Origin of the sequence: Vreelandella massiliensis (genome assembly GCF_900155385.1) — a bacterium.
GTDB classification, from domain to species: domain Bacteria; phylum Pseudomonadota; class Gammaproteobacteria; order Pseudomonadales; family Halomonadaceae; genus Vreelandella; species Vreelandella massiliensis.
This window is the reverse complement of sequence record NZ_LT699745.1, coordinates 1,311,053-1,324,169: the sequence shown is the minus strand read 5'-3', so window position 1 is coordinate 1,324,169 and position 13,117 is coordinate 1,311,053. Positions and strand designations below refer to the sequence as shown.

The 13,117-nt window shown below is 63.1% G+C and carries 8 protein-coding genes; 3 read left to right on the top strand and 5 right to left on the bottom strand.

Annotated features, from left to right (window positions below; genetic code table 11):
- Positions 1-212: 212 nt before the first annotated feature.
- Positions 213-3,059, top strand: a complete 2,847-nt coding sequence (uvrA, locus tag BQ9846_RS10845) for an excinuclease ABC subunit UvrA (protein ID WP_075880973.1) — start codon at positions 213-215, stop codon at positions 3,057-3,059.
- An 89-nt stretch (positions 3,060-3,148) separates the two neighbouring features.
- Positions 3,149-3,901, top strand: a complete 753-nt coding sequence (locus tag BQ9846_RS10840; protein WP_075880972.1) for a Crp/Fnr family transcriptional regulator — start codon at positions 3,149-3,151, stop codon at positions 3,899-3,901.
- Between the two features lie 34 nt (positions 3,902-3,935).
- On the opposite strand, the gene BQ9846_RS10835 is transcribed toward BQ9846_RS10840, so the two are convergent.
- Positions 3,936-4,739, bottom strand: coding sequence for a ribonucleoside-diphosphate reductase (locus BQ9846_RS10835; protein WP_075880971.1), 804 nt, complete (start codon positions 4,737-4,739; stop codon positions 3,936-3,938).
- 76 nt (positions 4,740-4,815) lie between these two features.
- Positions 4,816-6,927, bottom strand: coding sequence for an adenosylcobalamin-dependent ribonucleoside-diphosphate reductase (locus tag BQ9846_RS10830; RefSeq protein ID WP_075880970.1), 2,112 nt, complete (start codon positions 6,925-6,927; stop codon positions 4,816-4,818).
- Between the two features lie 225 nt (positions 6,928-7,152).
- On the opposite strand from BQ9846_RS10830, the gene BQ9846_RS10825 reads away from it, so the two are divergent.
- Positions 7,153-7,737, top strand: a complete 585-nt coding sequence (locus BQ9846_RS10825; protein WP_075880969.1) for a hypothetical protein — start codon at positions 7,153-7,155, stop codon at positions 7,735-7,737.
- Here the strand turns inward: BQ9846_RS10825 and BQ9846_RS10820 are convergent.
- The 3 genes from BQ9846_RS10820 to BQ9846_RS10810 are packed head-to-tail and all read right to left on the bottom strand — an operon-like array spanning position 7,692 to position 13,114.
- A complete protein-coding gene (locus BQ9846_RS10820) occupies positions 7,692-10,388 on the bottom strand; it encodes a bifunctional diguanylate cyclase/phosphodiesterase (RefSeq protein WP_144049414.1) in 2,697 nt (898 codons plus the stop codon). The genes BQ9846_RS10825 and BQ9846_RS10820 overlap by 46 nt on opposite strands.
- Positions 10,385-12,418, bottom strand: coding sequence for a sensor domain-containing diguanylate cyclase (locus BQ9846_RS10815; RefSeq protein WP_268874681.1), 2,034 nt, complete (start codon positions 12,416-12,418; stop codon positions 10,385-10,387). The genes BQ9846_RS10820 and BQ9846_RS10815 overlap by 4 nt, the downstream gene beginning before the upstream one ends.
- 21 nt (positions 12,419-12,439) lie before the next feature.
- Positions 12,440-13,114, bottom strand: a complete 675-nt coding sequence (locus tag BQ9846_RS10810) for an OmpA/MotB family protein (protein WP_075880967.1) — start codon at positions 13,112-13,114, stop codon at positions 12,440-12,442.
- Positions 13,115-13,117 lie beyond the last annotated feature (3 nt).

The window sequence follows — 13,117 nt, the reverse complement described above, 5'->3', positions numbered from 1 at the left end:
GGGGGAGTGCTCCCGCCAGCGATCAACGCCCCACGCCGAAGATAGCCCGCCATTCTAGCGCGTTGCCCTCGGTGGTGGAAACGACAGTTGAAAACAGCCGGCGGAAAGATTGGCCCGCCTGTATCAAATCTCCTCCGCTTTGCCGAACAGGGTATAAGAAACGTATCATTACCCTTTTGCCGCGCGACGCGAGGTGTTGATGGAGGGTAGTGATGGATAGCATTCTGGTCAGGGGTGCCCGCACCCACAACCTCAAGCAGATCGATGTCAAGCTTCCCCGCGATAAGCTGATTGTGATCACCGGGCTCTCGGGGTCGGGCAAATCGTCGCTCGCCTTTGACACCCTCTACGCCGAAGGCCAGCGCCGCTACGTGGAGTCGCTCTCCACCTATGCGCGGCAGTTTCTGTCGATGATGGAAAAGCCCGACGTCGACCACATCGAAGGGCTCTCCCCCGCGATCTCCATCGAGCAGAAGTCCACCTCCCACAACCCGCGCTCCACGGTCGGCACCATCACCGAGATTTACGACTACCTGCGCCTGTTGTTCGCCCGGGCGGGCACCCCGCGCTGCCCCGAGCACGGCGAAGACTTGGAAGCGCAAACCATCTCGCAGATGGTCGACCAGGTGATGAACTTGGCCGAAGGCACCAAGCTGATGCTGCTCGCCCCGGTGGTCAAGGGTCGCAAGGGCGAGCACCTGCAGCTACTCGCCGAGCTGCGCGCCCAGGGCTTCGTGCGCGTGCAGATCGACGACCAGGTGCTGGAGCTTGACGACATCGCCCCGCTGGATAAGCGCAAAAAGCACGACATCAGCGTCGTGGTCGACCGCTTCAAGGTGCGCGACGACATCGCCCAGCGCCTGGCGGAGTCGTTTGAGACCGCCTTGAACCTCGCCGACGGCACGGCGATGATCCACTTTATGGACGGCGAGCAGGAGGACATGGCCTTCTCCTCGCGCTTTGCCTGCCCGGTGTGCGGTTACTCGCTCGCCGAGCTTGAGCCGCGTATGTTCTCGTTCAACAACCCGGCCGGCGCCTGCCCCACCTGCGAGGGCCTGGGCGTTCAGCAGTACTTCGACCCCGACAAGCTGATCAGCCACCCGGAGCTGTCGCTCGCCGAGGGGGTGATCAAGGGCTGGGATCGGCGCAACGTCTACTACTTTACCCAGCTTCAGGCGCTCGCCGATCACTACGGCTTTACCCTGGAAACCCCGTGGCAGGACCTGAGCGAACGCGAGAAGGCGATCATTCTGCACGGCAGCGGCAACGAAGAGATCCCGTTCAGCTACGTCAGCGACCGCGGCCGCAAGGTAACCCGCGAGCACCCGTTTGAAGGCGTGCTGCCCAACTTGCAGCGCCGCTACCGCGAAACCGAATCGAGCATGGTGCGCGACGACCTGGCCAAGTACATCGCCGTGCAGTCCTGCGCCACCTGCCAGGGCTCGCGGCTGCGCAAGGAGTCGCGCCACGTTTACGTCGATGACCACAACATCGCCGCTATCGTACGCTTCCCGATTGGCGATGCCCTGCGCTATTTCGCCGCGCTTTCGCTGCCGGGGCGCAAGGGCGAAATCGCCGAGAAGATCGTCAACGAAATCCGCGCGCGGCTGGAGTTTCTGGTCAACGTGGGGCTCGATTATCTTAACCTGGAGCGCAGCGCCGATACGCTCTCCGGCGGCGAGGCGCAGCGTATACGTCTTGCCAGCCAGATCGGCGCCGGCTTGGTCGGCGTGATGTATATCCTCGACGAGCCCTCCATCGGCCTGCACCAGCGCGACAACGACCGCCTGCTGAAAACCCTGGAGCGGCTACGCGATTTGGGCAACACCGTGATCGTGGTCGAGCACGACGAAGACGCCATTCGCGCCGCCGACCACGTGCTCGACATCGGCCCCGGCGCGGGCGTGCACGGCGGCGAAATCGTCGCCCAAGGCACCCCAAAAGACGTGATGGATAACCCCGACTCGCTGACCGGCCAGTACCTCTCCGGCACCCGCGAGATCGCCGTGCCGCCGCATCGCATTCCCGGCAACCCGGAAAAACAGCTCAAACTCAGTGGCGCCACGGGCAACAACCTGCAAGACGTCACCCTCAACCTGCCGCTGGGCTGCTTTGTCTGCGTCACCGGTGTCTCCGGCTCGGGTAAGTCGACGCTGATCAACGCCACGCTGATGCCGATTGCCGCCCGCGAGCTCAACCGCGCCACCACCCTGACCGCCGCGCCCTACCAGCAGATCGAAGGGCTCGATCAGCTGGATAAAGTGATCGATATCGACCAGAGCCCGATCGGGCGCACGCCGCGCTCCAACCCGGCCACCTACACCGGCATCTTCACGCCCATCCGCGAGCTATTCGCCGGCACCCAGGAGGCGCGCTCGCGGGGCTACAAGCCCGGGCGCTTCAGCTTCAACGTCAAGGGCGGGCGCTGCGAGGCGTGCCAGGGCGAGGGTATGATCAAGGTGGAGATGCACTTTCTGCCCGATATCTACGTGCCCTGCGATGTGTGCAAGGGCAAGCGCTACAACCGCGAAACGCTGGATATTCACTACAAGGGCAAGACCATCCACGAAGTGCTGGAGATGACGGTGGAGGAGGCGCTTGAGTTTTTCAGCCCGGTGCCAGCCATCGCCCGGCGCCTGCAGACGCTGCTCGACGTGGGGCTCTCCTACATTCGCTTGGGCCAGAGCGCCACCACGCTCTCCGGCGGTGAGGCGCAGCGGGTCAAGCTCGCGCGCGAGCTGGCCAAGCGCGATACCGGCAAAACGCTCTATATCCTCGACGAGCCCACCACCGGGTTGCACTTCGAGGATATTCGCCAGCTCCTAGTGGTGCTGCACCGCCTGCGCGACCACGGCAACACAGTCTTGGTGATCGAGCACAACCTGGACGTGATCAAGACCGCCGACTGGCTGATCGACTTGGGGCCGGAGGGCGGCGCCGGCGGCGGTCGGATCATCGCCGAAGGCACGCCCGAACAGGTCGCGAAGATGGACGTCTCCCACACCGGGCGCTTTATGGCGCCGCTGCTTGAACGGACCAAAAAAGCACGGGGGGACTGACTAACCCTCGGGTTTACGGCGGCGGCATTGCCATGTCGCCGCCGTAAGCTATGCTTTAACTCCAACTTACCGTAGAGAGCATACCGCCAATGGCGCCCGAAGAAAGCTGCATTATCCGTCACTTCGAACACTACCGCCGTTTGAGCCCCAAAGAGAAGGAGATTCTGGCTAGTTTAGAGAAGGCACCTACCGCAGTGAGCGCCGGCACGACCCTGTGGCAGGAGGGCAAGGCCGCCAGCGAATTCTGCACTCTGAGCGCCGGCTGGGCGTATTCGTATCGCAACCTCGATTGCGGTAGCCGACAGATCATGGAGATATTTCTCCCCGGCGACATCATCGGCCTGCGCGAATTCGCTTTCAACGAGCACCTGGAGGGGGTGACGATGATCGAGGATGGCACCGTCTGCTACTTCCCCCACCGCCGCTTGCTGGAGCTTTTTCGCGACTCCCTGACCCTGACCACGGTGACGTTCGCCATCTCCAACCGCCAGCAGGCGCTGCTGTGCGAGCGCCTGGTCACCCTGGCCCGGCACAGCGCTCGCCAGCGCCTGGCGCATTTTCTTCACGAAATGTATATCCGGCTGCGCCAGACCATGCCCGAGGGCGGGCCGAGCTTTCGCCTGCCGCTGTCGCAGCAGCAGCTGGGTGACCTGCTCGGTTTGACGCCGGTGCACGTTAGCCGCACCCTCTCGGCAATGAGCGAGGATGGGCTTATCTACCGCAATCACCACACCATCAACGTCCCTGACATAAAGGCGCTGGCCGAGGAGGCGAGCTTTAATGACCTCTACCTCAACACCAACCTGCGCCCGCTGTTTGAAGACGCGCCTCCCGAATCCTAGCCGTCAACCCTGTAGGTAAACCCCCACAAGCTCCTTAGCCGCATTTGGACCAGCCACAGCCGGCGTAGCAGGTGGGGCAGCCGTCCATCATGATCAGTTCACCGCGACACTCGGGGCAGTGGCCCACCACCGTGGGGCCGGCGCCTTCGGCTTCCGCCTTTTTTGCGTCGCTTTCACTTTCAGCCTGCGCCGGGCCGCCGATCGGCTCGACCGCGCCGCTTTCCACGCTCTCTTCTTCCTCGGCGGGCGGCTGCCAGGCGTGGCCGTGCTGCATGCGGTGCTGGTAGCGCTCCACCAGCGACTCCACCGGCACTTGGTTGCCGTCCTGATCGAGGAACCCGCGGCGGTAGAGAATCTGCTGGATCGACCAAGCGATCGCCGCCACTTCCGAGTCGTGGAACATCGGCTTGCCCCAGCGGTTCCAGCCGCAGCGCACCAGCCCCTTGTCCCACGCCACCTTGCGCAGATCGGCCACCGCTTGGGTCACATAGCCGCCGCGCGCGGCCAGCGATAGGCTGCGCATGGTGGCGGTGATCCACTGGTGTTCGCTTGAGAGCTGGCCGGAGGGGAAGAAAAACTCCACCGGGCGCTCGATCACCACGCGCTTGCCGCCCACCACGCCCTCAACGGGCATGAAGGAGACCAGCAGGTAGACCTTCTTGCGTCCTTCCGCGCCGACGTAGGAGATCTTCTCCGAGACGGCTTCGAGCGTGCCCTCCGGGCGCGACGGGATGCGCACCGTGAGCGGGTTTTCGTCCGGTAACGTCGGTTCCACTGGGGCGGGCTCATCCTGCTTGATGCGGTAACCGACGATCTTCGAGGTAATTTCAACAGCCATTGTCTTCTCCACTGCCTTGTTCACTGGCGTCTTGCACTGCGGCAAAAAAAGGAATGCGTTCGGGTGACGTTCGCCATCACCATTTGCCGTAGGTGCCCTCTTTTAACGCATCAAACAGGTTGGCGGCGTTGTGCTCTTCGCCATCGTAAACCACCTTTTCATCGCCGTTAAGCTCGACGGTTTCGCCGTTTTCCAGCTCAAAAACGTAGGTGGTGTTTTTGAGATCGTCCTCGCGCACCAGCACGCCCTGGAAGGCCTCCGGGTTGAAGCGGAAGGTGGTGCAGCCTTTCAGGCGGCTTTCATACGCCTGCAGGTAGAGGTCCTGGAACTGCTCAAACGGGAACTCGGTCGGCACGTTGACGGTTTTGGAGATCGCCGAGTCGACCCACTGCTGCGCGGCGGCCTGAACCGCCACGTGCTGCTCCGGCGTGACCGCATCGGCGGTAATGAAATAATCCGGCAGATCGCTCTCGACCGCGTCAGCGGCGATAAAGTGGCGATACGCCGCGAGCTCAAAGGAGACCACCTCGACTTGCTCTTTGGTCTTCTTGCCCGACTGAATGATGTTGCGGAAGTAGCGGTGCGAGAACGAGGGCTCGATGCCGTTGGAGGCGTTATTGCCCATGGAGAGCGAGATCGTGCCAGTGGGCGCGATCGAGCTGTGGTGGGTAAAGCGCGCGCCGTGCTCGGCAAGCGCGGCCACCAGCTCCGGCTCGTACTCGGCGACCTTGGCCATGTACTGGCTGTAGCGGGCGTGCAGAATACGCCCCGGCACCTTGTCGCCGATTTCGTAGCCATCCTTTTTCAGCTGCGGGCGCTCGCGCATCATCTTCGGCGTGATGGTGTGCTCCTCGCTCAGCACCGGTGCCATGCCCTTCTCCTTGGAGAGTTCCAGCGCCTGCTTCCATCCTTCCAGCGCCAGGTGGCGGCTCACTTCCTCGGTGAAGGCCAGCGACGCTTTCGAACCGTAAGGGATTTTGAGCATGGTCAGCGTCGAGCCCAGGCCCAGAAAGCCCATGCCGTGGCGGCGCTTGTTCTCGATTTCGCGCTGCTGCTGCGGCAGCGGCAGGCCGGCGATCTCGACCACGTTATCCAGCATGCGGGTGAAGATCGCCACGACCTTGCGGTAGCGCTCCCAGTCAAAGCGCGGCTTTTTGCCGAACGGGTCGATAACGAACTTGGTCAGGTTGACCGAACCGAGCAGGCACGCGCCCTCCGGCGGCAGCGGCTGCTCGCCGCAGGGGTTGGTGGCGCGGATGTCCTCGCAGAACCAGTTGTTGTTCATGCGGTTGACCTGATCGATCAGGATAAAGCCCGGCTCGGCGTAGTCGTAGGTCGAGGACATGATGGTATCCCACAGCTCGCGGGCTTTGATCACCTCCACGATGCGGCACGCCACGCGGCCTTCGTCATCGACCGTGTAGCCCTCTTCGATCACCGGCCAGTCGCGGTAGATCAAATCCTCCGGCTTCACGTCCTCTTTTTCGCCCGGATGCAGCGGGAAGGCCAGCGGCCAGTCGGCGTTGCGCTTCACCGCCTCCATGAACTCATCGGTGATCAAAAGGCTCAAGTTGAACTGGCGCAGGCGGCCGGCTTCGCGCTTGGCTTGGATAAACTCGCGCACATCGGGGTGGCCGACATCGAAGGTGCCCATCTGCGCGCCGCGGCGCCCACCCGCCGAGGCGACGGTAAAGCACATTTTGTCGTAGATATCCATGAACGCCAGCGGGCCGTTGGTGCCGGCGCCCGCGCCAAACACGAACGCCCCTTTATGGCGCAGCGTCGAGAAGTCGTAGCCGATGCCCGCACCGGATTTCAGCGTCATGCCGGCATCAACCACGGAGTCGAGAATATCGCGCATGGAGTCGCGAATGGTGCGCGACACGGTGCAGTTGATCAGGCTCACGGCGGGCTTGTACGCCTCGGCGCCGGCGTTGGAGAGAATCCGCCCCGCCGGGATGGCGCCGTGCTCCAGTGCCCAGCGAAACTTGGGCAGCCACTCGTCCGCTTTATCCCCTTCCACCGCTGCCAACGCCCGGGCGACGCGCTCGAAGGTGGCGCCCACGTCCTGGTCGACCGGTTGGCTATGGCGATCTTTCAGGCGATATTTGGCGTCCCAAATTTCCCGCGATGGCGCTTGAAGCGGGACATCGTTGGAGGTTTTGACGGCGTTGGCAGCAGTGCTCATGGGGCTAAACTCCTTCCCGACGGGAACGTTGCGACTGTGAAACAGCAGAGCGGAAATCGACGCGCATTATACGGCGCACAGGGGGGAAGTATAGACTTGACAGCCACCATATAGGCTATCTTTTTAGAAAAAATCTACCAGATATAGAAAAATCAGCGCGTTAGCTTTTTTCCGCGCGGCAGCCGTTATAGGCTGGCGCGATACCGCTTTGCCAACGAGATTCGCATGCCTTCCAGCCTGTTACGCCCCCTGCTACCCAGCCTTTTGATCGCGATCATTTGGCTGTCGAGCACTGCCTTAGCCACCTCCTTTAACGTCAGCGATGCCGAGCGCCACGGGCACTGGCAGTCGATGGCACTCACCCTGGGCGATGAGCACCATTTTCGCGCCGTGGAGGATCATAGCTATACGGACGCCACCCTCAGCGTGAACGCCACGCGCAACGTGTGTGATCTGCCCTGGCTGGAGTTGCGCGTCACGCTTGAAGAGCACCAGGGCGAAAGCGATACGCTGAACGTGGTGCCAGCGCTCATTCGCGTGGACGACGGCGAGATTCGCCAAGCGGTCGCGGAGTTTATTACCCAGCGTGGCGACGACGGCTTCTATGCCCACTTTTACATCAATGAGCTGGATACCTTGCTCGCCCGCATGCAAGAGGGCACACAGCTCTTTCTAGCCTTCGAGCAGGGCAAAGGCGAGCCGTGGCACATGACCTTCAGCTTAAAGGGCGCCGACGCCGCGATCACGCGTATGCACGCCAAGTGTTACAGCGAAAGCGAGTCCGCAGGCCCCGGGCGCGAGAAGAAGTAACCTTGGTAGGCCATGCAGCCTTCGCCGTAAAGCCAGTCGCGGTGCGCCTGGGTTTCGACCCCTTCGGCGATCACCTCAAGCTCTAGGCTGTGCGCCAGCGCAATCACGGTGCGCACAATCGCCGCGTCGGCCGGGTCTTCGAGCACATCGCGCACGAAGGATTGATCGATTTTGAGCTGATCCAGCGGCAAGCGCTTTAAGTACGCCAGCGACGAGTAACCGGTACCGAAGTCGTCCAGGGAGAAGCGCACCCCGAGCCCGCGTAGCGTCTCCATGCGCGAGCGCACCGCCTCCAAGTCCTCCATGAGCAGGGTTTCGGTCACTTCCAACTTGAGCCGCTGGGGGTTCGCGCCGGTGCGCGCCAGCACGGCTTCGACCTGCTCGACGAACTGCGCCTGACGGAACTGATTGGGGCTGACGTTCACCGCGATGCTAAGCGCCTCGGTCGCGGGGTCGCGGGCCCACTGGGCGAGCTGCTGGCAGGCCGTTTCCAGCACCCAGGCGCCCACCGGGCCAATTAAGTGATTCTCTTCGGCCAGGGGGATAAAGACGCCGGGCGAGACGACCCCGCGGCTGGGGTGCTCCCAGCGCACCAGCGCCTCAACGCCCACTACGCTCCCCTCGGCGTTGACCTGGGTTTGGTAAAAGAGCATCAGCTCTTCACGCTCGATGACATGGCGCAAATCGGCTTCTAGCTGCGCGCGATCCATCACCGCCGCCTGCATCGACGGGTCGAAAAAGCGCAGGGCGTTGCGCCCGGCGGCCTTCGCTTGGTACATGGCGAGGTCCGCCTGCTGCAAAATGGCGCTGACACCCACTGCATCGCCGTGAAACAGGGTAATACCGATGCTACCGCTGATTTGCAGCACATGCCCTTCGACGTCTATCGGCTCTAGCAGCGCACTCAACAGCTTTTGCGCTACCGCTTCCGCGCTTTGCGTCGCCGCCGGCTCATTGCGCCCTAGCGCGTGCAGCATGACGACAAACTCATCGCCGCCCAGGCGCGCCACGGTGTCATCGTCGCGCACGATGTGGGTGAGCCGCTCGGCCACGGCGTTTAATAGGGCATCGCCCAAGTAGTGCCCGAGACTGTCATTGATGGTTTTGAAGTTATCCAGGTCGATAAACATTACCGCGCTGTAATGACCTTCGCGCTGCGTCTCTTTAAGCGCGGCCTCTAGCCGGTCGATCAGCAGGCGCCGGTTGGGCAGGCCCGTCAGCGAGTCAAAAAACGCCAACTGGTGAATCTCCTGCTCGGCGGCCTTGCGCTGGGTAATATCGCTGAGCGTGGCGACATAGTGGGTCACCTCGCCGGCATCGTTGCGCACCACGCTGATCGTTAACCACTGCGGGTAAACTTCCCCGCTTTTGCGCTGATTCCACACCTCGCCCTGCCAGCTACCGGTCTCTTTCAACTGCCGCCACATGGCGCGGTAGAAGTCGGCGTCGTGGCGCCCCGAGTTCAACAGCGACGGTGTCTGCCCCAGCACCTCCGCTTCGCTGTAGCCGGTAATCTCGGTGAAGGTGCGATTAACCTGCACGATGCGGTTTTCCGCATCGGCGATAAACATCCCTAGGTGCGTCTCAAATGCCATGGCGGCGATTTTGAGTTGAGCGGCTTTTAACTCGCTGACCTGCTGAGATTTTTTGCGCGTGTCTACCTCCTCCGCCAGCCGATTGCGATGCTCGCGCAGCGCTTGCTCGGTGCCATAGAGCTGACGGTAGTGGCGCAGCGTTAACACGCCGAGCCCCACGAGCAGCAGCGTGCCAACCAGCAGCGCCCAAAAGCGCCGCCACCAGTCGTGCAGGTACACCGTGGTGTCTTCGCCGACAATCACCAACCACGGCGCCTTGTCCAGTTTGCGTCCGGAGAATAGCCGCCGCGTACCATCCAGCGGCGAGCGCCGCTCCCAGCTGTCGCTTAGGGCGGGCGAGGCCAAAAAGGCGTTAAGCTCCTCGGTGTTGACCGCTCTGTCCAGGAGCCCTTCGGCTTCTCGATGCTGCTCGCTACGCTGGACCATCACCCGCGCCGAGGTATCCAACAGCGCCACGCTGTCCCCTTGGTGCAATGGCAGCTGGTTCACCAGCGCGACGATATAGTGTGACGACAGCCGCGCCACCGCCAACGCGTCCAGCCCGCCGGCGCTGTTTTCAATCCGCAGGCCATGAAGTAGATACGGCATCCCGTTCTCGCCCTCGTGATAAAGCGGTGAAACCATGCGGTCTTGCCCGCTTGCGAGCGCGTCGAGCAAGCGCGTCTCGTCAACCGCAAAAGGGCGTTCGGTCGTGGCGGCCACCACCTCGCCGCCGGGCGATAGCAAAGCCACGTCTTGCCACACGTTGAAGCTATCGCGGCGGCGCTTTAACAGGGTGGCTAAATCCGCCTGTTCCAGGCTCGCGCTTTGACTTAAGTGATACAGCTCGCCCACCCCTTGCAGCGAGTGGTGCGACGCCTCCAGCGCGCTCTCCAGCCAATGAGCCACCATCTGGGCGTGCGCGGCGGTGTGTGTCTTCGCTTGCTGCTGCTGCGTCAGGTAGAAGTGGCGCATTTCCCACGCCACCAGCAGCAACAGGCCCATAAACATCACCACGGCACTCCAGGTCGCGCGCCGCGGCGACATCCAGCTCTCAAATCGCGAACGTAGCGTCACAATGCCTCCCCCGTCGCGACTTCCACGCGGTTACGCCCGCCGTGCTTGGCGCAGTACATCGCCTGATCGGCGCGTGCCACCAGCGTTTTGCAGCTATCGCCGGGCTGCCATTCGGCCACGCCGATGCTCACCGTCAGCGGCCTATGAAGCCCCTCGACGCTGAGCAGGGTCACAAGCTCGCGTAGCCGTTCGGCCAACCCGACCAGCGCCTCACGATCAGCGTGCTTGGCCAGCACGATAAACTCCTCACCGCCCCAGCGGCCTAAGTGGTCGCAGCCACGCAGCGAGTTTTCCACCAAGCGCGCCAGCGCCACCAATACCTCATCGCCCAGCGCGTGGCCATGGGTATCATTGATCGCCTTAAAGTGATCGACATCAAACAGCAGCAGCCCAAAAGAGGCCCCGTAACGCTGCGCCGCCACCAGTTCGGCGTCAATGGCCTGCTCGATGCGGTAGCGGTTCCACACCTGGGTCAAGGGGTCGAAGTGCGCCAGCTGCTCAAGGCGTTGATTGGCGTCCGCCAGCGCTTTGCGCTCCTGCTCCAGGTGGCGGTTAAGCTTGCTGATTTCATAGGCCGAAATCGCCAGCGTCAGGTCTTCGCCCAGATCCACCGCCGCTAAGCGTTCCACGCGCTGCCACGCCTCGCATTTGCCTCTCACCTCCTCACACCACGCCGAAGACGGCAGCGCCAGCGTCGACGGGGCCTGCGCCGGCTGCATGGCCCAATACCGCGTGTCGATCTGCTCAGGGCGGAAAAACAGCAGCCAGCCGCGCTGCTGCTGGCTGACCGGCAGCGGTACCGCGAGCGCGCCGCACTGCTCATCCAATGCTAGCGAGCGGGTGAGCGGCTCTTTCGCCAGTTCGCGGCTGCACCAGGGCCCCGTGTGCGTGTGGCTGCGTCCCAGCCGTTGGGCTAACTGATCGATCACGTCGGGCGCCGGGGCAGTGCCCGCACGATAGCAATGGCCATCCATCCAGAGCGCCACGCCGTGGGCGCGAAAGAGCGCCATCCACGTCTCCGCCTGCGCGCTTAACAAACGCGAAGGGCTTCGCGGCTCCTTGCGCGCGGTGCTGGAGAGCACCAGGCTGTCCTGCACGCGCTGCAGATAGCGTGCCTCCTGGCGTGCCCGCAGCAGCAACAGGCGCTGCGTGGCCATTTGCACCAGCGCGCGCACGGCGTCCCGCACCGGCGGTGGGGTGGGATACGGCGTTGCGGCGTGGCAGACCACCATGCCCCAAAGCCCGGCATCTCCCTGCATGGCGATGGTTAACGAGCCGCGCACACCGAGGTTTTTTAAGTAGCGCGCCCGGTCCGCCGCGGGGGCGCGGAGCAGGCTGTCTTCCAGCGATGGCGCCGCCGACGAGGGGTAAAAGCCGATGGCGGGGGCCTCAACATCCTGAATGTAGCGGATAGGGTTGCGCTCATAGGCGCTGCGCAGCGCAGCGGGGAAATCGCGGGCGGGAAAGCGTTGGCCTAGGATCGAGGGCAATCGCGCCCCCAGCGCTTGCGCCACAATAAAGCCGTGCCAGTCGCTATCGAAGTGGCACACCACCACCCGGTCGTAGCCGGTTATCTGCTGGATGGACGCCACTAGGTAGTCGATCAGCTCGTCCTGGTGGGTGGCATCGGCGAGCTTCATCAGCCGTTCGTTCACGGCTCCGAGCAGGCGCCATTTACCCAGGGTCTGAAGCGGCTCAATTTCGAGCAACACCTGCCCCGCGCTGCGCAGCGCATGGAGCTGGTAGCGCACGTTGCGCCCATGCCGCTGGCGCACAAAGGTGAGCGGGGCCGGCAAGCGCTCGCGCCCCTGCATTTCGCGGCGAACGCGCTGGCTTAACCGCTTACCCAACAGGTACGAAAGCGCGAGTTTCTCGGGGTTGGGCAAAGGCGTATCCAGCAGCGCGTCAAGGTTCGCGCTCACCGAACGCACACGGCGACACTCGCCATCCAGCACCATCAAGGCACCGAAAGGCTGAATATGGGCTGACAGCAATGAGGCTGAGCGCTTCTTTGCAGGCGATCGCGTCACCGGTGTTACCTCAAAAACAGATTAACCGCCCGCCGGCTGGCGCAGCAGTAGCTCGACACGCCGGTTGGCCGCGCGGCCTTGCGGGGTGTCATTACTCTCCATGGGTTGGGTGTCGGCGTAGCCGACGGCGCGCATGCGCGAAACCTTGAGCCCCTTGCTCTCTAAGTGGCGCAGCACGGCAATCGCCCGCGCCGCGGAAAGCTCCCAGTTGGAGGGAAAGCGCGCGGTTGAGATGGGGATGTTATCGGTATGGCCCTCAATGGAGATCTGCCCATCAAACTCTTCAAGCACGGAGACCAGGCTATCGATCACGCCACGCCCTTGGGCGGTTAGCTGCGCCTGGCCGCTGGAAAACAGCAGGCTATCATCGATACGCAGGGTAACGCCTTCGCGCCCTTGATCAACGCTCACCCCCGGCACGCTGAGGCCGGAGAACTGCGGCTGCAAGCCATCATGACGCGGCATGATCCCCGTGGCCATGGTCGCCAGTGACATCGATGGCACCGCGCTTGGCGGTCGTGGCCGCTCGCTGTCGCTCGCCTCCCCGCCGCCCGAAGGCGTCAGCGCCAGTAGCAGCACAAACAGCGTGATCAACAGCGTCAACACGTCGAGGTAGCTGGTTAGCCAGCTCTCGTCTTCACCACCATCGCCTGCCGGCGTCGGCTCTAGCGTACGGCGGGTATCGCGATCTAGCATGAC

Excerpts from the sequence above, each read along its gene's own strand:
- uvrA (WP_075880973.1), top strand. The coding sequence starts at position 213 with ATGGATAGCATTCTGGTCAGGGGTGCCCGCACCCACAACCTCAAGCAG.
- BQ9846_RS10840 (WP_075880972.1), top strand. The coding sequence starts at position 3,149 with ATGGCGCCCGAAGAAAGCTGCATTATCCGTCACTTCGAACACTACCGC.
- BQ9846_RS10835 (WP_075880971.1), bottom strand. The coding sequence starts at position 4,739 with ATGGCTGTTGAAATTACCTCGAAGATCGTCGGTTACCGCATCAAGCAG.
- BQ9846_RS10830 (WP_075880970.1), bottom strand. The coding sequence starts at position 6,927 with ATGAGCACTGCTGCCAACGCCGTCAAAACCTCCAACGATGTCCCGCTT.
- BQ9846_RS10825 (WP_075880969.1), top strand. The coding sequence starts at position 7,153 with ATGCCTTCCAGCCTGTTACGCCCCCTGCTACCCAGCCTTTTGATCGCG.
- BQ9846_RS10810 (WP_075880967.1), bottom strand. The coding sequence starts at position 13,114 with ATGCTAGATCGCGATACCCGCCGTACGCTAGAGCCGACGCCGGCAGGC.